At 59.2% G+C, this 21907-nt stretch carries 28 protein-coding genes; 27 read left to right on the forward strand and 1 reads right to left on the reverse strand.

All coding sequences use genetic code 11. The annotated features are described in order from the left end of the window. Window positions 1-245: 245 nt before the first annotated feature. The 19 genes from M5G18_RS11555 (at window position 246) to M5G18_RS11645 (ending at window position 12241) form a co-directional block, all read left to right on the forward strand. The gene (locus M5G18_RS11555) at window positions 246-569 is read left to right on the forward strand and encodes a phage holin, lambda family (protein WP_038861473.1); all 324 of its coding nucleotides are present in this window, start codon (window positions 246-248) and stop codon (window positions 567-569) included. After that, complete coding sequence (locus M5G18_RS11560; protein ID WP_273899917.1) at window positions 566-943, forward strand: hypothetical protein; 378 nt, start codon at window positions 566-568, stop codon at window positions 941-943. Before M5G18_RS11555 ends, M5G18_RS11560 begins: the two co-directional genes overlap by 4 nt. Continuing rightward, a complete protein-coding gene (locus M5G18_RS11565) occupies window positions 912-1100 on the forward strand; it encodes a hypothetical protein (RefSeq protein WP_273899915.1) in 189 nt (62 codons plus the stop codon). Before M5G18_RS11560 ends, M5G18_RS11565 begins: the two co-directional genes overlap by 32 nt. 53 nt (window positions 1101-1153) lie before the next feature. Continuing rightward, a complete protein-coding gene (locus M5G18_RS11570; RefSeq protein ID WP_273899914.1) occupies window positions 1154-1405 on the forward strand; it encodes a hypothetical protein in 252 nt (83 codons plus the stop codon). Continuing rightward, on the forward strand, window positions 1362-1985 hold the full coding sequence (locus M5G18_RS11575; RefSeq protein WP_273899913.1) for a putative metallopeptidase: 624 nt from the start codon (window positions 1362-1364) through the stop codon (window positions 1983-1985). The genes M5G18_RS11570 and M5G18_RS11575 overlap by 44 nt, the downstream gene beginning before the upstream one ends. 32 nt (window positions 1986-2017) lie before the next feature. Beyond that, the gene (locus tag M5G18_RS11580) at window positions 2018-2479 is read left to right on the forward strand and encodes a DUF2280 domain-containing protein (protein ID WP_273899911.1); all 462 of its coding nucleotides are present in this window, start codon (window positions 2018-2020) and stop codon (window positions 2477-2479) included. Continuing rightward, entirely contained in the window at window positions 2466-3767 is a 1302-nt protein-coding gene (locus M5G18_RS11585; protein WP_273899910.1) for a terminase large subunit domain-containing protein, read from the forward strand. The genes M5G18_RS11580 and M5G18_RS11585 overlap by 14 nt, the downstream gene beginning before the upstream one ends. Window positions 3768-3774: 7 nt before the next feature. After that, window positions 3775-5238: a DUF4055 domain-containing protein gene (locus M5G18_RS11590; protein ID WP_273899908.1), complete on the forward strand. Its 1464-nt coding sequence runs from the start codon at window positions 3775-3777 to the stop codon at window positions 5236-5238. Beyond that, entirely contained in the window at window positions 5231-6274 is a 1044-nt protein-coding gene (locus M5G18_RS11595) for a minor capsid protein (protein WP_273899907.1), read from the forward strand. The genes M5G18_RS11590 and M5G18_RS11595 overlap by 8 nt, the downstream gene beginning before the upstream one ends. Before the next feature lie 83 nt (window positions 6275-6357). Continuing rightward, complete coding sequence (locus tag M5G18_RS11600; protein ID WP_273899905.1) at window positions 6358-7053, forward strand: hypothetical protein; 696 nt, start codon at window positions 6358-6360, stop codon at window positions 7051-7053. A 14-nt stretch (window positions 7054-7067) separates the two neighbouring features. Next, on the forward strand, window positions 7068-8096 hold the full coding sequence (locus tag M5G18_RS11605) for a hypothetical protein (RefSeq protein WP_273899904.1): 1029 nt from the start codon (window positions 7068-7070) through the stop codon (window positions 8094-8096). 55 nt (window positions 8097-8151) lie between these two features. Further along, the gene (locus M5G18_RS11610) at window positions 8152-8697 is read left to right on the forward strand and encodes a hypothetical protein (protein ID WP_273899902.1); all 546 of its coding nucleotides are present in this window, start codon (window positions 8152-8154) and stop codon (window positions 8695-8697) included. A gap of 40 nt (window positions 8698-8737) precedes the next feature. Beyond that, window positions 8738-9127 carry a DnaT-like ssDNA-binding protein gene (locus tag M5G18_RS11615; RefSeq protein ID WP_273899901.1) on the forward strand — a complete coding sequence of 130 codons (390 nt, stop codon included), beginning with the start codon at window positions 8738-8740 and terminating at the stop codon, window positions 9125-9127. Window positions 9128-9130: 3 nt separating this feature from the next. Beyond that, a complete protein-coding gene (locus tag M5G18_RS11620) occupies window positions 9131-9490 on the forward strand; it encodes a hypothetical protein (protein ID WP_198833647.1) in 360 nt (119 codons plus the stop codon). Further along, window positions 9490-10065 (forward strand): HK97 gp10 family phage protein, encoded by a 576-nt coding sequence (locus tag M5G18_RS11625; RefSeq protein ID WP_273899898.1) that lies wholly within the window; start codon window positions 9490-9492, stop codon window positions 10063-10065. Before M5G18_RS11620 ends, M5G18_RS11625 begins: the two co-directional genes overlap by 1 nt. Further along, window positions 10062-10457 (forward strand): phage tail terminator-like protein, encoded by a 396-nt coding sequence (locus tag M5G18_RS11630; RefSeq protein ID WP_273899897.1) that lies wholly within the window; start codon window positions 10062-10064, stop codon window positions 10455-10457. Before M5G18_RS11625 ends, M5G18_RS11630 begins: the two co-directional genes overlap by 4 nt. 63 nt (window positions 10458-10520) lie before the next feature. Further along, the gene (locus tag M5G18_RS11635; RefSeq protein WP_273899896.1) at window positions 10521-11441 is read left to right on the forward strand and encodes a phage tail tube protein; all 921 of its coding nucleotides are present in this window, start codon (window positions 10521-10523) and stop codon (window positions 11439-11441) included. A gap of 72 nt (window positions 11442-11513) precedes the next feature. Then, window positions 11514-11999, forward strand: coding sequence for a hypothetical protein (locus tag M5G18_RS11640; RefSeq protein ID WP_273899894.1), 486 nt, complete (start codon window positions 11514-11516; stop codon window positions 11997-11999). Window positions 12000-12001: 2 nt separating this feature from the next. Then, the gene (locus M5G18_RS11645) at window positions 12002-12241 is read left to right on the forward strand and encodes a hypothetical protein (protein WP_273899893.1); all 240 of its coding nucleotides are present in this window, start codon (window positions 12002-12004) and stop codon (window positions 12239-12241) included. A 21-nt stretch (window positions 12242-12262) separates the two neighbouring features. Here the strand turns inward: M5G18_RS11645 and M5G18_RS11650 are convergent, their stop codons facing one another. Further along, complete coding sequence (locus M5G18_RS11650) at window positions 12263-12664, reverse strand: Arc family DNA-binding protein (protein ID WP_273899891.1); 402 nt, start codon at window positions 12662-12664, stop codon at window positions 12263-12265. Between the two features lie 91 nt (window positions 12665-12755). On the opposite strand from M5G18_RS11650, the gene M5G18_RS11655 reads away from it, so the two are divergent. From M5G18_RS11655 to M5G18_RS11690, 8 genes are all read left to right on the forward strand, one after another. Next, a complete protein-coding gene (locus M5G18_RS11655; protein ID WP_273899890.1) occupies window positions 12756-12911 on the forward strand; it encodes an Arc family DNA-binding protein in 156 nt (51 codons plus the stop codon). 2 nt (window positions 12912-12913) lie between these two features. Further along, entirely contained in the window at window positions 12914-13843 is a 930-nt protein-coding gene (locus M5G18_RS11660; RefSeq protein WP_273899889.1) for a BRO-N domain-containing protein, read from the forward strand. A gap of 91 nt (window positions 13844-13934) precedes the next feature. Further along, window positions 13935-14276 carry a superinfection immunity protein gene (locus tag M5G18_RS11665; RefSeq protein ID WP_212550518.1) on the forward strand — a complete coding sequence of 114 codons (342 nt, stop codon included), beginning with the start codon at window positions 13935-13937 and terminating at the stop codon, window positions 14274-14276. A gap of 53 nt (window positions 14277-14329) precedes the next feature. Beyond that, window positions 14330-17242, forward strand: a complete 2913-nt coding sequence (locus M5G18_RS11670; protein WP_273899887.1) for a phage tail tape measure protein — start codon at window positions 14330-14332, stop codon at window positions 17240-17242. A gap of 19 nt (window positions 17243-17261) precedes the next feature. Next, window positions 17262-17846 (forward strand): hypothetical protein, encoded by a 585-nt coding sequence (locus M5G18_RS11675; RefSeq protein WP_273899886.1) that lies wholly within the window; start codon window positions 17262-17264, stop codon window positions 17844-17846. Next, window positions 17846-18448: a hypothetical protein gene (locus M5G18_RS11680; protein ID WP_273899885.1), complete on the forward strand. Its 603-nt coding sequence runs from the start codon at window positions 17846-17848 to the stop codon at window positions 18446-18448. The genes M5G18_RS11675 and M5G18_RS11680 overlap by 1 nt, the downstream gene beginning before the upstream one ends. A gap of 2 nt (window positions 18449-18450) precedes the next feature. After that, a complete protein-coding gene (locus tag M5G18_RS11685; RefSeq protein ID WP_273899883.1) occupies window positions 18451-18849 on the forward strand; it encodes a DUF6950 family protein in 399 nt (132 codons plus the stop codon). Continuing rightward, window positions 18846-21887 carry a phage tail tip fiber protein gene (locus M5G18_RS11690; RefSeq protein WP_273899882.1) on the forward strand — a complete coding sequence of 1014 codons (3042 nt, stop codon included), beginning with the start codon at window positions 18846-18848 and terminating at the stop codon, window positions 21885-21887. The genes M5G18_RS11685 and M5G18_RS11690 overlap by 4 nt, the downstream gene beginning before the upstream one ends. Window positions 21888-21907 lie beyond the last annotated feature (20 nt).

Consider the following 21907-nt stretch of genomic DNA (forward strand, 5'->3'; position numbering starts at 1 on the left):
AGCCCGCGCGCCCTGACCTCACAATGCTGCAGGGTGGCGCGAGACTGGATCAGCGAGATCGATGCAAAGGGGCGTCGACGTTGAGAAGGCCTTTGGTCGACAGCTCGGAAAGACGAGCGCACCTATTCAGGGCCTCTGCACTCGCAGGGGCTTTTTTCGTTTTCGGCTCCCCACACCCATAGCCCCGAGCTGGGAGTGCAGCGGACGCCGGATTTATCAATCTCCCCAAGGGGGAGGCAACCCGGATGCCAAACATGCCTGACAAGCCAGACACATGGGCCAAGCTCTGGCTGGCGTTGAGCAATCCGCTTATGGCGGGCGTCATCATGGCCATCACCGTTTGCTTGCTTCGCGTCATCTACGACGGAAAAGAAACCAGCGTGCGCCGGATTATTTTCGAGGCGCTGATCTGCGGATCGCTGAGCTTGGTCGCGTCCAGCGTTATCGAGTGGATGGCCTGGCCTTCAAGCCTATCGATTGCCGCCGGAGGGACTATTGGGTTCCTCGGCGTGACAGCCATTCGCGAGCTGGTGACCCGCTTCCTCGGTCGCAAGGCGGATGCCGCATGAAGGCCTTCGCTGCTGCAATCATCATCGCCCTGGTAGCAGTCCTGCTCGTCGGGATTCAGCAGTACCGTGTGATCGCCCTACGCGCCGACGTGAAGTTCGAGGCTGGCGAGAAGCAGAAGGCGGTCGACGCCAACCTCGAAAGCCAGGCCACGATCACCACGCTACGCGCCGAAGCCCAGCGCAACGCCGATTACCAGAAAGACCTGAACAAGCGTCTACAGGCCAGTCAGGCAAAAGCCAAAAAGGCGGAGAAGAACTTTGAAGACCTCAAACGTAACAGCAAGCCTGTTCGTGATTGGGCTGCTCAGCCTCTGCCTGACGGCCTGCGCGGGAAAGCCGGCGGTGGTAACAAAGACCCAAGCCGTAAGAATTGAAGCGCCTGAGCTGATCCCTTGCGAGCGGATAGATACCGATGACTCGGATCTCCGCCTCAACGGTGACGTGTGGGAGCTGAAGGACCGCGCCATCCAGTTGCTCGACACCTGCGCAGATCAGGTGGACGCGCAGATCAAGCGCAGTCAGAGCAAGTAGGTCGCGACACGTTTCGCGAGAGTGCAAATTGTGTCGCGACACTGGAGTGAGCCATGAGTGACGAAGCAGGTGAGCACGTCCATTGGGCGGATGATGGCCGAGGTCAGAGAGAAGTGTTTCTCGACGGCCGGCGAATTGACTGCGTGGCCTACTGCGACACCAAAGCCGGTATCGCTGTAGTGGCCGACGTGCCTCTGCGCAGCACTGACGGTAAGCACATCGACTATCGCCCCGTGTGGGGCGAGATCAAGGTGATCTCCATTGAACAGGCCACACCCCCCAGCGAGCCTGCTAGAGCTGGCTGACCTGAGCGACTTCGGTATTCGCCTGATCCCTGCGCCAGAGGTGTGTGACTGGCTCCAAGCCGAAATCCTTGCCGACACCGGCAGCATCCACAACGAAGACCACGCCCATCTGATCGATGCGGACATCCGCGTGATGTGGGCGTCTGCCGCTTTTACGAAGAAGGGGCGCACGGTCGTGGGTCAGGCTGAACAGGTAGCGTTCCGCGCCGGTGGCTGGCAGAAAGCTCGGATGGAGCAGCAAATGCGTGATTGGTTCGGCCACGTGCCGGCCTACATCATTACCTTGGCTGCTGACTACTGCGTCCAATGCTCCGATGCTGACTTCTGCGCACTGGTGGAGCATGAGCTGTACCACATCGCCCAGGCGAAGGATCAGTACGGCGCACCCAAGTTCACCCAGGAAGGATTGCCCAAGCTTGAGATGCGCGGACACGACGTTGAAGAGTTCGTCGGTGTGGTGCGTCGATATGGGGCGAGCCCTCAAGTGCAAGAGCTGGTGGACGCTGCAAACAATCCTGCTGAGGTGGGGAAATTGAACATTTCGAGGGCCTGCGGAACCTGTCTGCTTAAGCTGGCCTGAATGTGAGACAGGCATGAGACGGAATCCAATCTATGGCAGCCCTGAAAAACGATGTGAAAGCCTTCATCGTTCAGGCTTTGGCGTGTTTCGACACTCCCACGCTCGTCTCACAAAACGTTAAGCAAGAATTCGACATCGATGTGACCCGCCAGCAGGTGGAGCAACACGATCCAACAAAGCGCGCCGGCGCCAATCTGGCAGCTAAGTGGCGCACCCTGTTCGAAGACACTCGCAAGCGCTTCCGTGAAGAGACGGCAGAGATACCGATCGCCAACCGGGCGTATCGACTTCGCACCCTGGGGCGCATGGCCGAGAAGGCCGAGAACATGAAGAACATGGCGTTGACTGCCCAGTTACTGGAGCAGGCAGCGAAGGAAGTCGGCGATGTCTACGTCAATCGCCAAACCAAAAACGAAAACCCTCACGACAACCTCCCGCCCACCCGAGTGCAGGTAGACGTGGTGGACGCGAGGAAGCCTGATGCCGACGCTTAACGTCCCGCAGGCGAAATTCCTCCAGATGGAGAACAAGTTTCGCGGCTTTGTCGCTGGGTTTGGTTCCGGGAAAACGTGGGTAGGCTGCGCGGGTATCTGCAAGCACGTATGGGAGTGGCCGCGAATCAACTCGGGGTACTTCGCTCCGACCTATCCGCAGATCCGCGACATCTTCTTCCCGACGATTGAAGAGGTGGCTTTCGACTGGGGCCTGAAGGTCAAGACGAAGGAAAGCGACAAGGAAGTCGAGTTCTACAGCGGTGGTCAGTACCGCAGCACGACCATCTGCCGCTCGATGGAAAAACCCCAGACGATCGTAGGCTTCAAGATTGGCCACGCGCTGGTGGATGAGCTGGACGTCTTACCCGCGCTCAAGGCTGAGCACGCCTGGCGCAAGATCATTGCCCGTATGCGCTACAACGAGCAGGGGCTGAAGAACGGCGTAGACGTGACCACGACCCCTGAAGGGTTCAAGTTCGTCTACCAGCAGTTCGTGAAGCAACTGCGCGAGAAGCCTTCACTGCAAGGCATGTACGGACTAGTACAGGCCAGCACGTTCGACAACGAGTTGAACCTGCCGCCCGATTACATCCCATCCTTGATGGAGTCTTACCCGCCGCAGCTGATCCTGGCCTACCTCAACGGGCAGTTCGTCAACCTGAATGCCGGGTCGATCTACCACGCGTACGACCGGAAGCTGAATGGCTGCTTCGACGCGGTGGAGTCCGGCGAACCGCTGTTCATCGGCATGGACTTCAACGTCGGCAAGATGGCTGCGATCACGCACGTCAAACGCGCAGACGGGAAGCCTCGGGCAGTCGACGAGCTGATCAATGGCTTCGATACCCCGGACATGATCCGGCGAATCAAGGAACGCTACTGGCGCTACAACGGCAAGGACTACGAAAAAACCTGCGAGATTCGGATCTATCCGGATGCCTCGGGCGGCTCCCGCAAGTCAGTAAATGCCAGTGAGACGGACATTGCCATCCTGCGCCAAGCGGGATTCAGCGTCATTGCACCAGATGCGAACCCGCCGGTGAAAGACCGCATCAACGCCATGAACGCGATGTTTTGCAACGCCAATGGCGAGCGGCGCTACCTGGTCAACCCGCTGCGCTGCCCAACTTATGCCGATGGCCTGGAACAGCAGGTATGGGCGCCGAATGGCGAGCCCGACAAGAAGTCAGGCGTCGACCACGCGAACGACGCAGGCGGCTACTTCATCCACCACGACTACCCAATCATCAAGCCGATGACCCACATTCCTGTCACCTTCACTTTCTGAGGCCCATATGCCCAACTACAGCGCCATCAGGCAGGAGTACAGCGATGCCTTGCCCGGTTGGCAGCTGGTCAAGCGTTGCGTAGCCGGGCCGCGAGAGGTTCGCAAGTACAACGAATACCTGCCCATGCCTGACCCGCTCAATCAGTCGCCCGAGAACATCGCGCGATATGAGCAGTTGAAGAAACGGGCGATGTTCCTCAACGTCACCGGCCGCACGCGTACCGGCCTGCTGGGGGCGGTGTTCCGCAAGACGGCGGAAATCAAACTGCCACCGGCCATCGACTACCTGCTCGAAAACGTCAGTGGCGACGGCTCAAGCCTTGAGCAGTTGTGCAAGGAAGCAACCGGCGAATGCCTCGACACTGGTCGCGGCGGGCTGCTGGTGGACTTCCCAAAGGTAAAGCTGCCAGAGGGGCAGACGTCTCTCACAGTCGCCCAGGCCGCGAATGCGCGTGCCTACGTTCACTTCTATCCGGCCGAGAGCATCGTCAACTGGCGCGAGGATGTGATCGACGGTGTACGCCGGCTGACGCTGGTAGTGCTGCACGAAAAGATCAACGAAGCCACGGCTGACGGGTTCGAGTTCACCGCCAAGGATCAATACCGCGCGCTGATGCTGATCGACGGCAATTACGTTCAGCGTGTGTACACGGAAGACACCCCGGACGGCGTAGAGACGAACCCGACCGACAAGACTGGCAAGTCATTCGATCACATCCCGTTCCACTTCTTCGGCTCCCAGAACAACGACGCCAGCATCGACAAGGCGCCGCTCGAAGACCTGGCCGAGGTGAACATTCTCCACTACGGCAATAGCGCCACGGTGGAAGAGGCGGGATTCATCAGCTCGCAGCCGACGCTGTTCATCACCACGGACATTCAGCCTGACGAGTTCATCAAGCTGAACCCGAACGGAATGCACATTGGTTCGCGACGCGGCCACAACCTCGGCAAGCAGGGCTCCGCTGTCATGCTCCAGGCCAAGGAAACGCAGCTGGCCCGCGAGCTGATGAAAGATAAGCAAGAGCAGATGCTCATGATCGGCGCTCGTATCGTCCAGCAGGGCGGCGGCGCAGAGACGGCAGAGGCTGTTCGCATCCGCTATAGCTCGGATAACTCGGTGCTGGGCACGATCGCCGGCAACGTATCCGAGGCTGTGCGTCTGTCACTGTTCGATGCTCAGCGCTTCATGATGGACGCGATCGACGAGACTGGAACTGTCTTCTGGCTCAATCAAGAGTTCTTCGATCAGGTCATGGACGCGCAGTCGATCCTGGCTCAGATGCAGCTCTGGCAACAGGGCATCATCGCCAAGAAGGACTTGCGCACGAACCTGCGTCAGGCGGGTGTGCTGGAGTCTGACCGCACGGACGACGACATTGACGACGATCGCGAGGGAGAAGCGCCGGTACCGGGAAGCGAGGATGACCCGCTGAAGCCGAACGAGCCGCCAGAGGTGAAGGATGAGTAGTGAAGGCTATCTGACGGATGCCACCACTCGGCACCAGGTGTATGTCCAGCGATACGCCGGCGGCAACCTGAAGCGGGTGGCGTCATTCATCAGCAAGGCCATCAATACGGCGAAGGCTCGCGTTGCGGCCGGGCTGAGCGCCTACGGCACGCGTCGGTACACATCGCAGATAGAAACGCTCCAAGGCGATCTGCGGGGCATCTATGACGACATGAAGGGCAGGGCGCAGCTCGACTTAGGCGAGTTTGCGGTCTACGAGGCTGAGTTCAACAGCAAGATGCTCGGCAAGGTCATCAAGGCCGTTGTTCAGTTCAACGTGCCATCGGCTGAGATGGTGAGCGCGGCGGCACTGGCTGACCCGATGCTGCTGGAGGCTCGCAAGGGCGTGCAGCGGATCAGCATCAGCGGTGCGCTTGACCAGTTCGGCACGAAGAAGGCAGCCGAGATCATCGGCGAGATTCAAATCGGCTCCAGCCTGGGCGAGACCAGCCAGCAGATCGGTCGGCGTCTTACCAGTATCCACCAGTTGCATCAGGATCAGGCTTCATCGCTCGTTCGCACCATGACCAACCATGTCGCCAGCACGGCGCGCATGGAAACGCTCAAGGCCAACGACGACATACTGCAGGGCTGGCGCTGGATCTCCACGCTCGACAGCAAGACCAGCGCCATGTGTCAGGCGAGGGATCAGCACATCTACGGATGGGACGACCCCAAGCCACCCGGCCACTGGAATTGCAGGTCAGGCGCGCTGCCAGTGCTGAAAGATCAGTTTGCCCGCGAGATTCCCGGTTCTACCCGGCCCTCAATCGGCCCTGACGGCGTCACGCTGGTCTCCAGCAAGACGAGCTATCAGGAGTGGCTTTCGCGCCAGCCTGCTGCGTTCCAGCGAGATATCCTTGGCCCGAACCGCTACGCGCTCTTCACCAAGGGCGAGCTGACGCTGGAGAAGTTCGTGGATGACAACGGCAAGACGCTGACCCTTCAGCAGCTGAAAGACCTTGAGCCGCTGGCTTTCGAGCGAGCAGGGCTCTGACAAAGAACCACACAAACGACCGGCCTTGAGCCGGTTTTTTTATGCCTGAGGCTGAGCCAACGGCAAATCATCCGGGGGATGACATGAAGTACAAGATCAGCAAGGCGGAATACGAAGCGCTCGATGCGGCCATGCAGGCGCTCTACAAGGCCATGGGCGATGACTTCGTTCTCGTCGTTGAGGGCTTGCCTACGATCAGCGATGACCTCGAAGGCTTGCGCAACCAAGTGCAAACGCTACTCACCGAGAAGAAGGAAGAGAAGCGCAAGCGCGACGCAGCTGAAGCGGAACAGCGACGCCTGCAAGAAGAATCGCAGCGAGCGAACGGCGAATACGAGCAGCTGTATACCAGCTCTCAGCAAGCCCTTGAGCAAGAGCGTACGCGCTTGGCCGAACTGACTGCAAACATCGAGCGCCGCGACCTGACGTCGGCAGCCTCGAAGGTTTCCAGCAGCATCGCCGACGGCGAAAACGCCGAGATCCTCGCCGAGTTCGTCCAGCGCCGCCTGAAGATCGTAGAAGGCCAGGTCAAGGTCACGGACGCCTCCGGTAACCTGACCATCGCAACACTCGATGACCTGGCAAAAGAATTCCAGCAAGCGCCGCGCTACGCATCACTGGTGCGCGGCACGCAAGCGAACGGCGGCGGGGCTGCCGGGGGTAAGGGTGGCGGGGCCACCAAAACGTGGGACCAAATGACCGGCATGGAGCGCGTAGAGCTTCGCCGAACCAACCCCGCCGAGCACGCGCGCATGAAAGCCGCTGCTGAGGCCAAGTAAAAGGAAATTCAGCAATGCCAACCATTCTCTCGGACGTCGTGTTCCGCGACGAGCTGCGCGACTACATCACCGTCAACACCGTTGAGCGCACCGCGTTCTTCCAGTCGGGCATCCTGACCACCAACTCGGACATGACCACTCTGCTGGCCAGCCCGTCGAACACCTTCACCATTCCGTGGTGGGTTGACCTGGACGCGTCCATCGAGTCGAACTACTCGAACGACGTGTACACCGACATCGCGGTGCCGCTGTCGGTCACCAGCGCTTCCATGCAGGCGCGCGCCGCGTACCTCAACGAAGGCTGGAACTGCATGAACCTGGTGAAAAACATCACCAAGCAAGACCCGCTGGAGTTCGTTGCAGGTCGCCTGATCTCCTACTGGCAGCGCGTGGCCCAGCGCCGCACGATTGCCACCGCAGTGGGCATCTACAACGACAACATCGCCTCCAATGGCGGCGACATGGTCGTAGACGCCGGCGGCATCATCAACCCGGCCGCAGTGATCCGCGCCAAGGGCACGATGGGCGACTACACCGGCCAGCTGGGCGGCCTGAGCGTTATCGCCATGCACTCGGCAGTTCACACCGAACTGTCGATTCAGAACCAGATCGACTTCGCGCCGGTTGCGGATCAGACCCCAGAGTTCGGTCGCTTCCAAGGTATGCCGGTCGTTCTGGACGACGGTCTGCCTGTGATCGGCACCGGCCCAACCGCCAAGTACCTGTCGATCATCTTCGGCCCGGGCGCTATCGGCTACGCCGAGCAGCAGCCGGAAGGCGAGGATGGCCTGGAATACGACCGCACGCCTGATCGCGGTAACGGTGGTGGCGCTGAAACCCTGTGGACTCGTCGCAACTTCGTTGTGCATCCGCTGGGCTTCTCGTTCACCAGCACCACCATCACCGGCACCCCGACCACCACTCGCCCGATCTCGGCGAACTGGGCGGATCTGGCTCTGGCCACCAACTGGGAGCGCAAGTTCGCTCGCAAGCAGGTGCCTATGGCGTTCATCACCTCCCTCGTTACTGCGCCAACGCCGTAACCGAGCGCGCGGCGGATTAGTTGTCCGCCGCGCAGCACTGATCCAGGAGAAACCCATGACCGTAAAAAAAGACAACCACATCGACCCGAACATTAAGGCCCGCTGGGGTTTTTCGGGTGATGAGGGTGAGATCACTGTCGGCCCGCAGACCGTCGGCGAAACCGGTGGCGTGGAGCATGCTCGATCGCGCATCGCAGAAGGTGGCGGCCGTAACAGTGGCGGTGGTGCTGAACCGTCCCACGAGGCTTTGCAGCTCGACGCTGTAAATGCGCTAGCCGCTGGCCTTGAAGCAGGCGTGCTGAACCCTGTCGAGGGTGATGGTCCAGCGCTGCGCCTCTATCAGACCCTGTCCGGCATCCAGTCGAGCATGCAAGGCCTGGCAGATGCCCGCGACGCTGCGGTAAGTAAGTCTGATGAGCTGCAGAAGCAGGTCGATGACTTGCTGGCGCAGGCAGAGAAAGATCGCTTGGCCGCTGCCACCGACCCGCTCGAAGAGCTGACCGTCGTGCAGATCAAGGAGCAGCTCGATGCCAAGGGCGTGGCCTACAAGGTCAACGACTCGAAGCCTGAGCTGCTCGCTCTGCTGAAAGCCAACAAGTAACACTCGGGGCTTCGGCCCCACTCATTCAAGCGGAGGCCTGATGGCTACCTACATCACCGTGGCGGACGTTGACGCCGAGCTCGGGCCTTCATGGGCTCCAGATGACAAAAAGGCCCGGGCGGTCCTGCAGGCCAACGCCTATCTGACCTCGCTAAACCTGACTGGCATCGACATGGATGCCATTCCCGATGAGGTGAAACAGGCCGGCGCCGAGCTAGCGGTTGTCGCCTCGGAGGGCAAGCTTTACCAGCAGCGCACCGAGGGATCACTGGAGGCCAAGACGGTGAAAGCCGGATCGGTGACTACCAGCAAGACGTTCGCCTCGATCGACACCAGCAAATCAACCGCGCTACCCGATGGCGTCCAGTTCGCACTGGGGCTGCTCGCACCATGGCGTGCCAGCGGCTTCAGCTTCAACGTGTACAGGTGACCCATGGGTCTACGTGAAGAGATCCAGGCGGATCTGGCCGAGGCTTTCGACACTGATCTGGCGGACGCAGTGCAGCCATTCAGCGGTGGCGTGACGCTGCCGGGAACGTGGGATCCGGTCACTGAGGCGGCGGGCGACCCTGTTGTGATCGCATACACCGGCCGGGGCGTGTTCGACGCGTTCAAGATTGCTCAGGTCGATGGCGTGAACATCCGCGCCACCGACCAACTGCTGATCGCTCTGACCAACGAAACGATCGGCGGGGTTCCGGACATCGGCCACAAGATCAACGATTTCGACGTGGTAAACGTCCAGACCGACCCGGCCGGCGCCCATTACGAGATCCAGCTGAGGAAAGTCTGATGACGAACAAGGCGGGCTGGAGCCATAGCCTCACGGACTTCGCCGACCAGGCTGGCGAGGACATCACCCAGATGGCGCGGGTCATCGCGACCGCCATGCTCACAGAGGTGGTGAATCGCTCCCCGGTCGGAAACCCTGACCTGTGGCAGGCCAACGTGGTGTTGCGCACGAAGAACGTAGCACTGGCTGATGCCTATGACGCGAACGTCGATGCACGCAACGCTGCGCGCACAGGCGGCAAGGCCTTCAAGAAGCTGACCAAGCGCGAGCGCGAGGAAAACTATTTCGTCAAGGCGCATGCAGCGGGGAAGGGCTACATCGGCGGCACGTTCCGAGGCAGTCACCTGGTATCGATCGGCGCGCCTGACATGACGGTGACCGACAACGTCGACCCGTCCGGCCGCGAAACGATCAGCAAGGGCAGCATGCTCATCAAAGCATCGGGCCAGTTTCCCGTCATCTACATCCAAACGAACAGCCTCTACGGCGAGATGCTGGAGCTGGGGCATTCCACGCAGGCGCCCGGCGGGGTTTATGACCTCGCGTTCATCGGCGTATCCGAGGCCTACAAATGACCTTCGAGCAGATCAGGGCGCTCATCACCGCACGCATGGTCGCCTTCACTGGCATTGACCAGGCGCGGATCGATTATCCGAACCAGCCGGAGGTGTTCACGCCGCCGGCGACCGGCCTCTGGTGCCGGCTGAATATTCAGTACGCCTCGGCATTCATGGCTGGCATGGCCGACCGACCGCATACCCGCAAGCCCGGGCAGATCAGCATTCAGTGCTTCGCCCGCGAGCGAACCGGAACCAAAGCCATCAACGAACTGGCCGATGAGCTCGAAGCGCACTTCGCCTACTGGATGTCCGGGGACCTTGAATGCATGGAAGCCAGCCAAGTGGTCGCCGGCGAGTTCGAGGGCTTCTACCAAATCAACGTCAACATCCGGTTTCGCGCCGGCTGACAGCAAAGCAACTGCCACGCCCGCGCCTGCGGGTTTTTTTATGCCCGCGAATAGGAGGCTCCAATGAGCTCTGGCGCAAAAGTTGTAAGCCACATCATTGCGGAGGTGACGCCCGGCGTTACTCCCGCCGGCACCTGGGACACGCTGCGCCTCACCGGCAACGCGCTGACCCCGACCGTCAACACCGAAGTCAGCGATGAAATCACCGACACTCGCCTGAGCCAAGGCTCGGTGGCCACCAGCATTGATATTGGCGGCGATCTGACGGCCGAGTTCTCGTTCGGCTCGTTCGACCAGCTGCTCGAAGCTGCCTTCTACGGCGTCTGGACGGCTGACGTGCTGCGTGTCGGCGATACCCGCCACACCTTCAGCATCGCCAAGGGCTACAACGACGTCGGTGTCTATGGCGTGTTCAAGGGCGCGCACGTCTCGACCTTCGCGCTCGACATCCCGTCGGAAGGTAAGGTGACCGCCACGTTCAACATGGCGTGCCTGGACTACACCGACGGCGACACCCCGATTGTCGTTTCGCCAAATGCGCCGACTACCACCCCGTTTCTGTCGAACAACAACGTCGGCACGATTCTGGTGAACGGCCAGTCGCTGGAAGGCGTGGCCTGTGTCTCGGCCATGACCGTTAATCTGGACAACAGCCTGCAGACTCAGCGCTGCCTTGGCTCCGATCGTCTGGGGCCGGGCGCGCACATCGCCACCGAGGCGGCGGTCACCGGCAGCATCACGCTGGCCTGGTCGAAGCGCGCCTGGGAGATCTGGAAGAACACCTTCACCCGGACGCCGATCGCAGTTGTCTTCCCGATCACTGACTCGCTGGGCAACAAGTACACGTTCAACTTTCCGGCCGTGGAAGTGGACGGTGAGCTGCCGAATGGTGGTAAGCGCGACCTGATCGAAGTCACGCTCAACTACACAGTCGCCAAGCTCAGCCCGACCATCAACCGCGAAGCGGCTGATCCAACCCCGTAAACCCCTTTGGCTCCCTCGGTTAAAACGCCGGCCGGGGGAGCTCTTTTATTGGCGTGGCGTTGAGGAATTGAAATGGCTCTGCAACTGGGCAAGAAGAAGCCGGCGATCGCCGGTGAGCGCTGGGCGAAGTTCGACGACGAAACCAAGATCCTGCTCGCCAGCATCGACAACCCTGAATATCAAGTCGCCCTCGAGCGCATGCGGCGCCGCATTCAGCGTAATGACGCGCGGTTTGAGGAGGGCCAGGTAGGCGTGATCGCTGGAGAAATGACCGAGCACCAGAACCACGCAATGCTGCTCAGCCACTTCATCGTGAAGGACTGGGAAGGCGTACTGGATGCCGACGGCAACCCGATCAAGTACAGCCCGTCAGTGGCCGCCGAACTGCTGGAAAACAACATCGAGTTCTTCATCTTTGTCCTGCGCGAAGGCGCGCTGGCCGCCAACGATGCCGCCGAGGAGCGAGCCGAGTCGGTGGGAAAGCAGTCGCCCGCTTCGAGTGGGAGCAAGAGTGGGGCGGGGAAAGCGAGAAGCGCCGGGCGGTCTACTCGCGCCTGAAGATGGCGATTCCCGGCGAACCCGAGAATGACCCTCTCACCGCATACCTGCTCAACCTTTACCGGAACGTGTCTCGCGGCCGCCGGTACATCGCCGGCATGGCCGGGGCGTTTCCGCTGCCACTCTCGGCGCGGGAGATCTCCGATTGGCTGGAATCGCACCCGTCGCCGCTGCCGCGCGATGAGATTGATGATGTGATGTTTGCGCTGGATGCGGTGTGCTTGGCCGCAGATGAGGAGTGACGCCCTAACTTAAAGTTAGGACTACTCCTTCGGAAATTTTTTCCGAGGTTTTGGGCCTTTCGATGATGAGGCGTTTCCCATCAGTACATCCAAGGCTTGAATAGCTTCGTAGGCGCGCCGAATCGCATCACTTACACCCGGCTGATAAGGGTCAAACTCTTTCAGAGAGTCTGAGAGCAGCTGCTCCTTATCTATTTTGGTTGTGATGCTGGGCGGAGATGATGGATCGGTGAAGAAAACGCTTTCAGGGTCCATTCGATCCCTGTCGCTGATCCCCATGTCGTCAGGGTCGTTAATGCTTCGCTCCAGGCGCGCGACTATCTCCGCCGTTAAAGAGCGGTGGTTTCGTTTTGCCATCGCCTCAAGCTCACCCTTCAGGGAAGCCGGCATTCTGAAATTGACCTGCAGTTCTTCTTTGCTCATGCGGCGGATTCTGTAGCACTTTGCTATAGACGGCAATAAAGCAAAGTGCTTTAATCCAGACCAAGCAAAGTGCTATACAAGGAGTGAGCTGATGAGCAGGAAAGATCCGCAGTTCAATTTGAGGTTGCCGGAGGAGGTAAAGGAGTGGGTAGAGCAAAGTGCAAAGGAAAATTGCCGGTCCCAGACCGCCGAGATTGTTTTCTGGCTGACGGCGGCGAAGAAGCGGCAAGAGCAAGCAGCAGCTTAAAAATGAAGAAGCCCCAGTGCGGGAACACTGAGGCTTCGGAAAACGAGATCAACTTCGAGGAAGAAATCGTCATGTCGAATCATAGCACAGCGGAATCTAATGTCATCCCGTTCAGGTTTGACAAGAAAGAGGTGCGCACTTTGCTGATTGATGACCAGCCATGGTTTGTCGCAGCCGATGTCTGCAATTCGCTGAGTATTGTGAATACGACGCGCGCATTGAGCCGTCTGGATGACGACGAGAAAGCCCTTCACAGTATGAAGGGCTCCCGCAACATGCAGGAACTCAACGTCGTCAATGAGTCGGGACTCTATTCTCTGATCCTGACCAGCCGGAAAGATGATGCACGCCGCTTTAAAAAATGGATCACCTCAGAGGTTCTTCCTGCAATCCGCAAGCACGGACATTACGTCGATCACCACGGAGCCATGGGTGATCTCGTCGGGGCCGTCATCGGCACCAGTGGCGAAAATGTCCTAGATCGCGTGATTGATCAGAAGGCCTCACCAGTCCCTCATTCGCTCCAGCGCAGCTTCAAGCAGACTATGAAAAGTCGTCTGCGCTCTCGCTTCAATGTGCACCGCACTGCGCTGATCCCAGCTGAGTGCCTGGCCGACGCGTGCAACTTCGTCGCAGCCTACGCGCTGGAAGGCGAGTGGATTGGGCGACCCGATACCGACGGCTTGTTCTTCAACAATCAGGAAGTCGCCCACATTTACCTGTTGATGAGTCGTCACTTCTGCCTCATGGATGATCGCGAGGCGATTCTGGCTTCGGCGCGAACCCTTGATTCGCGCGTACTTATGAGGGTGTTCGACCAGATCAACGAGGGACGAAGTTCTTTCGCCGCGCTCGATGCTCGGAGGTCGGAAATTTACAGCATCTACCGCGCAAATGGCTGCTCTCCCGGTGGTTATGCAATTGTTGCTTGATCTTGACTGATCCACGACCCCGCACCTTCGGGGTTTTGGCGCTTCCGGCGGATAGTGGTAGATTGCTGCCATTACTTCAGGGAGATTTGGCATGCAAAACGATACCGGGCCGCTGGGGATGCTGGTTTTGTTGTTCGTAGTGTTCATGGTTTATTTCATGCCATGCCTTAACGCGTATCACCGCCGGCACCCGAACTTCAACTCAATCTTTTTGCTGAACCTGCTCCTCGGCTGGACACTCATTGGATGGGTGATCGCCATTGTATGGTCAGCGTCATCCATTCCGCCGGTTGAGCCCATCAGGGTGCGTCCTGAAACGGAGCCTTCGGAAGATAAATATCAGAAGATAGAGCGCCTCGGCGGCCTTAAAGATAAAGGGCTACTTACCGAATCCGAGTACGAGGCTGAAAAAGCCAAAATCTTGCAGAGCTGAATGCCTGCACAAATAACCCGCTTCGGCGGGTTTTTTTATGCCTGGAGAAAAGCATGGCTCAAACATCGCGCTTGGTTTTGGAGATTGATAGTCGGGACGCAGAACAGAAAGCAGCGGACACGCGTAAGGCCCTGGAGGCGCTAGAGAATGCCGGGCTTCGCGTAAAGCCAGCTATGGACAAGGCTGGGGCTGGAATGGAGGGCGCCGGCAAGAGTGCCGATAAGGCGACGAAATCTTTCGCCTCTGAGCGCGAAGAAGTTGAATCGTTGCTCGCACGAATCGATCCTCTGACAAAAAAACTCAATGAGCTCGACCGGCAGGAGCAGGAGCTGGCTCGCCACCGCGCATCTGGCAAGCTGGAGCTGGACACTTATACCGACTATCAAGCAAAAATCAGTGCTACCCGAGCTGAGCTCACCCGCTTCAACGATTCCATGACTCGCACGGGCAACACCTCAAAGCAAACTGCCGCCGCAATGAGAATGCTGCCGGCCCAGTTCTCCGATATTTTCGTCTCGCTTCAGGGAGGGCAGGCGCCGCTGACGGTTTTCCTTCAGCAGGGATCCCAGATCAAAGACTCGTTTGGCGGGATCGGAGCAGCTTCCAAAGCGTTGGGTGGCTACCTGATAAGCCTCGTTAACCCTTTTACTGTTGTGGCCGCGGCAGCGGGTGCTTTAGCGCTGGTTTATTACGATGCCGAACAAGAGGTCAGCGCCTTCAACAAGGCCCTATTTTCAGGTTCAGCAAGCTCTGGGCAAACTGCAGCAGGCCTTTCAAAGATCTCAAAGGACACCGCTACGATCACAGGAAACTTGTCGCAGGCTAAAGACGCTGTGGTGGCACTTTCCGCAAGCAGCGGGCTCAGCCAGGTCCAGTTCAAGAATCTGGCCGAGGCATCAGCTTCAATTTCAGAGTTCACCGGGAAGGGCGCGGGTGAGATTGCCAAGTCTCTGGGCGACATGGGTGACAACGCTACCAAGGCAGCAGAAAAGATCAGCGCCCAGTATGGGCTGCTCACGTCGGCGCAGTATGAGGTGATTGTTGCGCTGGACAACCAAGGCAAAAAGCAGGAGGCGCTTGATTCCCTAAGCGAGTCACTGAACCAAAATGCTCAGGAGCGACTGAAAAAGTATCGCGATTCACTTTCAGAGGTTGAGCGCAACTGGAACGATATCGGCACCGCGATTAGCAACGCTTATTCCAACGTAAAGAGCTCTCTATTCCCTGACCTGAATCAGGAGATTGCGAATCTGGAAAAGGTTCTGGAAGGGCGGAAGTCCGGAGGCTTCCTTTCGAGCTTCTTCAGCGATGAGCTCGGCCCAGACAGTCAATCGACAAAATTCATTGAGGCTCAGCTTAAGTCGCTGAAGCAGCAGCGTGATGTCGCTGCATCAAAAGCAGAAATCGATGCCGCTGCAACTCGCCAGAATCAAGATCGAATTGCTGCCGAGAGCAAGTGGGCCTCAATTACCAGCAAAAACATGTCGGATCAGAAGAAGTTGGCGCTGGGAATTGCCGAGGCGAGGAAAGTCGGCGTTGAGGCCGGCAAGTCACAGGCGGCGATCGATAAGGAAGTGGGCGACATCCAGGCAAGGTTCGACAAGAGCCAGCCCAAGGCAAAGGCCTACAGCGAAAACGCCGGCATAAAAGCGCTCGATCAGGCCAAGCAGCAATACGCGGTATTGCTTCAGCAGAATTCTCTGATCGGGGCGCAAGGAGATGGCGTTCAAAAGCTCGGGGCCGCGCAGCAAGCGCTGATCAAGTGGGAGCAGGAGCTCGCTGATATCAAAGGAAAGAAAACTCTGACTGCGGATCAGCAGTCGCTCTTGGCAAATCAGCAGTTGATCACGGCACAACTCAAGCGCAACGCGGGTCTGGAGAAAGAGAACGAGCTCAAAAAGATCTCGGCTGACCAGACGCAGAAACTGCTGGCATTCCAGGAGAATCTGAATTCACAGCTCAAGCTTGCGCAAAGCGGGTTGAACGATAAGTTGGCCGGCGCAGGCTTGGGGGATAAGGCGCTTCAGCGGTTGCAGGAGCAGCAGCAAATCCAGCAGTCGTATCAGTCGCAGATGGATCGTTTGACCTATGACTACAACAAAGGCGACAAGTCGGCGAGCAAGACCGAGCTGTACAACCAGGAGACCGAGGCCCTGCGTTCGGCCCTGCAAACCCGCCTCGCCATGCAGCAGCAGTACTACACGGACGTGGACAAGGCCCAATCGGACTGGGCGCTCGGTGCTTCGTCGGCGTTTCAGACCTACTCGGAGCAGGCGCGCGATGTCGCCGGCCAAACCCGCAACCTGTTCACCAACGCCTTCAGCAACATGGAAGACGGCATCATCCAGTTCGTAAAGACTGGCAAGTTGTCGTTCAAGGATCTAGCCGACGGCATCATCGCCGACCTGATCCGCATCCAGGTGCGACAAGCGGCGGTGGGTATCTTCGGCACGATCTTCAGCGGGCTGACCGCCGGTGGCGCTGCTGCCGGCAACGGCCTCGCGGCCGGATCGGCGGGCGCAACGTCCTCCACTCTCGGCGCATCGGCAGCCGGATACAGCTCGAAGTTCGGCTTCTCCGACGGCGGCTATACCGGTGACGGCGGCAAGTTCGAGCCGAAGGGCGTTGTGCACGGCGGCGAGTTCGTTGTCCGCAAGGAAGCGGTCAGTCAGCCGGGCGCCCGAGAATTCCTTGAGCGCATGAACGCGAACGCCAAAGGGTACGCGGATGGCGGCTACGTCGGCGCTACTGCTGCGGGATCTACCTCCAATGTCGTTCCGATCTCATCGGGGGCTTCCGCTGCTCCGGTCATCCAGCAGAGCTTCAGCTTCCAAGGCACGCCAGACGACGCCACCGTCAACATGGTGCGAGAGGCCGCAATGCAGGGCGCCAAGGGCGGCTACGAGCTGGTCGTGCGCGACCTGAAAATGAACGGAACCATCCGCCAGCTGATCGCGCGGCGCTAAGCAATTTAAGGAGTACTGCATGGCTCTCACGTGGCCGGCTTCGCTGCGCCCGTCAGAAATGACGTGGGGCATCGTCAACAACAGCAGGGCATTCACCTCGACGCTCTCGAACGCCCAGCAGATCGTCGGCTACCCGGGCGCGTATTGGCAGTGCACCTTGACCTTCGGAGTGCTGACCAGAGAGCAGGAGCGACAGCTGACCTCTTTCCTCGGGAAGCTCGACGGCATGATGGGCACATTAAACCTGCCGGCGTTCACCCGCCAGCGCACCAACAGCGTCGGAGCGCTTTCAGTGGTCACCGGCAATGCGCAGGCCCGCTCGATGGTTATCGGCGGTGCAACAGCGAATGCCCCAGCTTTCAGCGCCGGCGACTACATCACCATCGCGGGCGAGATGTTCGAGGTTACCGATCCTGCATCGGCGAACGCGCAGGGCAGGGTGACGGTGTCAGTCAACAAGCGCATCCGCAAGACGCTCACCGCCGGCACCGCTGTCGAATACCTCAATCCGTATTCGGAAATGCGCATGACCACCGATACGTGGGCGATGTCCATTAAGCCGGTTATCGCGAACGGCAGTTACCAATTCAGGGAGGCGTTCTGATGCCCTCAGCATTTCCGTTCAGCCAGAGTGTCGTGAACATCATCGCCACGGGCCGCTTCATGCCTGTGTACGCGGTGCAACTCGATTTCGTCGACGGCATGGTCTTCGCGCACACCGGTACCGGTGATCTGGTGGTCGACGGCATCACCTATCAGGGGGTGGGCAACTTTGGCCAGGTCAGCCAGTCGCAGGAAAGCGACAACTCCGGCTCGCCCATGTCGGTCGAGCTTACCCTTAGTGGCTTGGACGCCTACATCCTCTCCGAGACGAACGTGCGAGGCTGCCGAGGCCGCATGGCCAAAGTCATGTTCGTGGTGTTCGACGAGGCCGGCAACTACGCAGCGGACATTCTGTTCTCCGGCCGGATGGACGCTGCGAAGTTCTCCTTCGCCGGTAATGGAGAGGACGGCAACAGCATCACCGTCCCAGTTATCGATCGCATGGCCGAGTGGAGTCGCACCGGTACCGAACGATTCACCGACGAAAACCACCGCGCGCGCCATCAGGGCGACCGGTTCTTCTACGCCATCGCCCAAATGTCCGAGTGGCCCATTTACTGGGGCTCGAAGAAGGACGCACCGACATTCACCTATGGAAGCTAGCCATGCGCTACCGAGACTGGACAACCCGTCTGAACGAAACGATCAAGGCCGCCCAGGAGCGGCCTTTTTCATGGGGCGAATTTGACTGCTGCCTGTTCGCAGCCGACTGCACGGCGGCGACTTGTGGTGTCGATCCGGCCGAGAACTATCGCGGCAAATACACCACGGAAACCGGCGCCAAGCGGCAGCTGAAAAAGCAGCACGGCAGCCTTGAGGCGGCGTGGGATGCCCATTTTGCAAGGGTACCGCTGACGTTCATTCAGCGCGGAGACGTGGTGCTGTACGACGCACCCGGCGGCCGAAGCATGGCTGTTTTCTGGGCTGGCGATTATTGGGCAACAACCGACGACGGCGCAGCCCGTGTCGTATGCGAGCCATTGGCCGCATGGAGGGTTGAATGAGCGGCGGCGTCAGAAAACTTGCTTCGGTAGTGGTTGGTGCAGTTGTTGGTTTTGCCCAAGGCGGCCCGTGGGGCGCGGTCGCCGGCGCTGCGCTGGCCTTCTACGCATCGGAGCAGCAGGAAAAGCTCAACACCAAGTCACCGCTCCGCGACAACGAGCCGTCGGCGCAGACCGTACGGTCTTCGAAAGCCCCGGTGCGCTTCATCCTCGGACGGGTTTCCACCGGCGGTGTTCTGGTTTGGGCGCAGGAAGAGCTTGGCGCTCAAGGGGAGGGCGAATGGCTTCACCTCGTATATGTGCTTTGCGAGGGGCCGATAGCGGCGCTCGAGAACATTTATCTTGGTGAGGAGGACATCAGCAGCTACGGCGCACAGGCAACTTTTGAGCTGGTCGTAAACCCTACACAAGTGAATGCTTTCCTGAAGGCGCACTGCCCCGACTGGAAAGACAGCCAAATCGGGCGTGGCCTTTCTTTTGTCCGAGTTTCACTGCAGTACAGCGCGGAGAAATTCCCCTCAGGCATTCCGGATGCCCGGTTTGTTGTGCGGGGCCGAAACGATATCTACGATCCGCGTACCGGCACCGCTGTGTACACCGGCAACACCGCACTGCACCTGCTGTGGTTCTTGCGCGCGCGCTGTGGCGTTCCTGATAGCGAGATTGTTTTTGAAACTTTCGCCAGCGCGGCAAACGTCTGCGATGAAGCGCTGACGAATGCTGACGGCTCGGTCAGCCAGCGCTACAGGACTGGCTGCGTGATCGGTGCGGACGAGCAGCGCACGGGAGTGCTGCAGAAGCTGGAAGCCGCGTCGGGCGGGCACTTGATCCGCGTGGGCGGCCGCTGGATGTTCCAAGCGGGTGCTTACTACGGACCGTACGATTTCGAGATCACCGAAGACATGGTGATCGGCACGGTCACCGGCAGCACCGAGCCGACCAATGATTCAGCAATCAATACCGTTCGCGGCACATTTATCGATCCATCGCAGTCCTGGACTGAGACGGATTACCCTGAGATCAGTGTCGATGAGTGGATCGTCGAGGACGGCGGGGAGGCAGCGGAAACGCTGACTTACTCCTACGTCACCGATCCGTATCAAGCGCAGCGCCTGGCCAATATGGAGCTGCGCAGGCGCCGCGCTGGTGGCGCGATCAGTATTCCGATGAACTTCTCGGGCTACAACTGCCGGCCGGGTCGGGTGGTGCGCGTAAATCTTCCGTCGCTGAACATTCTTGGCGAGTTCATTGTCTCGGACTGGTCAATGGGCGACAGCGAGGGCTGCACCGTCCAAGTCAAGCAATACGAGGCGGCCATCTTCGATGATGCCGTGGGCCAGCCGTACAACCCGATCGGTTTTATCAGCCTGCCGGCGGGTGGTCTCGGTACGCCGACCGCTCTGACGTGGACGCAGGACACCACGGCCGAAGTAACTCAGGGTGTGCTGTCGTGGCTGCCTCCGACTGGAATCGTGAAGGAATACGTCGTCATCGTCCGGCAGGGCGCGAAAGCGGTGCAGTCGCACAATGTGCCTGCCACCTCGACGGAGATCGCCATAAACGGCCTTCCGTCTGGCAACTACACGATGAGCGTAGCCGCAGTCGGTCCGATGGCGCGGTCTGGTGAGGCAACGATCACCGTCAGCATCAATGGGCCGCCCATCCCGGAAAGCTGCGTGGTGCAGTCCTCGATCGACAACATGGTGCTGATCCCGCACAACGCTCAGAATGGCCTGAACGGCGGCACCTACGAGTATTTCTTCAGTACATCGCCGACAGCTACGTCGGATGATGCGGAATATCTGGGGCAGGGCCTGACTTTCACCCACACAGGGCTGGGCTTCTGGACGAACTACTACTACTTCATTCGATCATCGAATGCCTACGGAAAAAGTTCGTTCCTCTACGTTCCAGCACAGACGTCAAACGATGTGTCGGCGTACCTCGCAGCGCTGCTCGGGAAGATAACGCGAACTGAGCTGGGTGAGGATGTCCTGAGCGAAATCGACAAGATCCCAGGGCTTCAAGATCAAATCGATGCGCTCGACGGGCTGAAGGGTTATGAGCCTGATCAGGTTTATCTCAAGGGTCAGATGATCGTCGAGAATGGCCAGATTTATATGGCTCTTCAGACCGTGCCTGTTGATACGCCCCCGCCGAATCCTGCTTATTGGGAAGATGTTGGCGACCTCCTTGAGACAGCTAATGGTCTTGCGGAGCAGGTTTCGACAAATACCACTGACATCTCCGAGATCGACGGCGTGGTGACCGCCCAGGCGACTGCGCTCCAGACCCTGCGGGCAGCCTCCCGTGATGACAGCGGGGAGGGCGACGCGCTCGATGCTCTGCGCGGCTGGAACGCCACCACCAGTTTTGCCCAGGAGGTGAAAGTCCGGACGACGCAGAACACGGCGACGACGCAGCGGCTGACGACCCTGGACAGCAAGGTCGGCGAGAACACGGCAAACCTCACTGAACTGGAGCAGACGGTCGTTACCAACGAATCGGCAACGGCGCAGAAGTTCACTCAGTTGACGGCCACCGTCGGCGAGAACACCTCGGCGATTCAGGAAACTGCAGAGGCCTTTGCAGATCTTGATGGCAATCTAAGGACGATGTGGTCGGTCAAGATGTCGGTCAACGCGAGCGGTCAGTACGTCACTGCGGGGGTCGGCCTGGGGATCGAGAACATTGGTGGGGTTTTCCAGAGCCAGTTCATTGTCAGCGCCGACCGGTTCGCGGTGGTCAACACCATTGCCGGCGGCGCCGTCGCAGTGCCGTTTGCGGTAGAGGGCGGGCAAGTGTTCATCAACACGCTTCTGGTAAAGGATGGATCAATCGTTAACGCCAAAATTGGCTCGTTCATTCAGTCAGACAATTTCATAGCTGGCTTCCTTGGGTGGCGCCTGGACAAAGCCGGTAACTTGGAGTTTAACGGCCCAGCACCAGGCGGCGGCCGCTTAACTATCACAAACCGAGCTATCAAGGTGTTTGATCAGAATGGCGTGAAACGTGTCCAGCTTGGAGATCTCGACGCATGACTTATGGAGCTAGGGTCTTT

The sequence above is a fragment of the Pseudomonas aphyarum genome (genome assembly GCF_028657055.1).
Classification (GTDB): domain Bacteria; phylum Pseudomonadota; class Gammaproteobacteria; order Pseudomonadales; family Pseudomonadaceae; genus Aquipseudomonas; species Aquipseudomonas aphyarum.

Excerpts from the sequence above, each read along its gene's own strand:
- M5G18_RS11555 (WP_038861473.1), top strand. The coding sequence starts at position 246 with ATGCCAAACATGCCTGACAAGCCAGACACATGGGCCAAGCTCTGGCTG.
- M5G18_RS11560 (WP_273899917.1), top strand. The coding sequence starts at position 566 with ATGAAGGCCTTCGCTGCTGCAATCATCATCGCCCTGGTAGCAGTCCTG.
- M5G18_RS11570 (WP_273899914.1), top strand. The coding sequence starts at position 1,154 with ATGAGTGACGAAGCAGGTGAGCACGTCCATTGGGCGGATGATGGCCGA.
- M5G18_RS11580 (WP_273899911.1), top strand. The coding sequence starts at position 2,018 with ATGGCAGCCCTGAAAAACGATGTGAAAGCCTTCATCGTTCAGGCTTTG.
- M5G18_RS11585 (WP_273899910.1), top strand. The coding sequence starts at position 2,466 with ATGCCGACGCTTAACGTCCCGCAGGCGAAATTCCTCCAGATGGAGAAC.
- M5G18_RS11590 (WP_273899908.1), top strand. The coding sequence starts at position 3,775 with ATGCCCAACTACAGCGCCATCAGGCAGGAGTACAGCGATGCCTTGCCC.
- M5G18_RS11595 (WP_273899907.1), top strand. The coding sequence starts at position 5,231 with ATGAGTAGTGAAGGCTATCTGACGGATGCCACCACTCGGCACCAGGTG.
- M5G18_RS11600 (WP_273899905.1), top strand. The coding sequence starts at position 6,358 with ATGAAGTACAAGATCAGCAAGGCGGAATACGAAGCGCTCGATGCGGCC.
- M5G18_RS11605 (WP_273899904.1), top strand. The coding sequence starts at position 7,068 with ATGCCAACCATTCTCTCGGACGTCGTGTTCCGCGACGAGCTGCGCGAC.
- M5G18_RS11610 (WP_273899902.1), top strand. The coding sequence starts at position 8,152 with ATGACCGTAAAAAAAGACAACCACATCGACCCGAACATTAAGGCCCGC.
- M5G18_RS11615 (WP_273899901.1), top strand. The coding sequence starts at position 8,738 with ATGGCTACCTACATCACCGTGGCGGACGTTGACGCCGAGCTCGGGCCT.
- M5G18_RS11620 (WP_198833647.1), top strand. The coding sequence starts at position 9,131 with ATGGGTCTACGTGAAGAGATCCAGGCGGATCTGGCCGAGGCTTTCGAC.
- M5G18_RS11625 (WP_273899898.1), top strand. The coding sequence starts at position 9,490 with ATGACGAACAAGGCGGGCTGGAGCCATAGCCTCACGGACTTCGCCGAC.
- M5G18_RS11630 (WP_273899897.1), top strand. The coding sequence starts at position 10,062 with ATGACCTTCGAGCAGATCAGGGCGCTCATCACCGCACGCATGGTCGCC.
- M5G18_RS11635 (WP_273899896.1), top strand. The coding sequence starts at position 10,521 with ATGAGCTCTGGCGCAAAAGTTGTAAGCCACATCATTGCGGAGGTGACG.
- M5G18_RS11640 (WP_273899894.1), top strand. The coding sequence starts at position 11,514 with ATGGCTCTGCAACTGGGCAAGAAGAAGCCGGCGATCGCCGGTGAGCGC.
- M5G18_RS11645 (WP_273899893.1), top strand. The coding sequence starts at position 12,002 with ATGGCGATTCCCGGCGAACCCGAGAATGACCCTCTCACCGCATACCTG.
- M5G18_RS11650 (WP_273899891.1), bottom strand. The coding sequence starts at position 12,664 with ATGAGCAAAGAAGAACTGCAGGTCAATTTCAGAATGCCGGCTTCCCTG.
- M5G18_RS11655 (WP_273899890.1), top strand. The coding sequence starts at position 12,756 with ATGAGCAGGAAAGATCCGCAGTTCAATTTGAGGTTGCCGGAGGAGGTA.
- M5G18_RS11660 (WP_273899889.1), top strand. The coding sequence starts at position 12,914 with ATGAAGAAGCCCCAGTGCGGGAACACTGAGGCTTCGGAAAACGAGATC.
- M5G18_RS11665 (WP_212550518.1), top strand. The coding sequence starts at position 13,935 with ATGCAAAACGATACCGGGCCGCTGGGGATGCTGGTTTTGTTGTTCGTA.
- M5G18_RS11670 (WP_273899887.1), top strand. The coding sequence starts at position 14,330 with ATGGCTCAAACATCGCGCTTGGTTTTGGAGATTGATAGTCGGGACGCA.
- M5G18_RS11675 (WP_273899886.1), top strand. The coding sequence starts at position 17,262 with ATGGCTCTCACGTGGCCGGCTTCGCTGCGCCCGTCAGAAATGACGTGG.
- M5G18_RS11680 (WP_273899885.1), top strand. The coding sequence starts at position 17,846 with ATGCCCTCAGCATTTCCGTTCAGCCAGAGTGTCGTGAACATCATCGCC.
- M5G18_RS11685 (WP_273899883.1), top strand. The coding sequence starts at position 18,451 with ATGCGCTACCGAGACTGGACAACCCGTCTGAACGAAACGATCAAGGCC.
- M5G18_RS11690 (WP_273899882.1), top strand. The coding sequence starts at position 18,846 with ATGAGCGGCGGCGTCAGAAAACTTGCTTCGGTAGTGGTTGGTGCAGTT.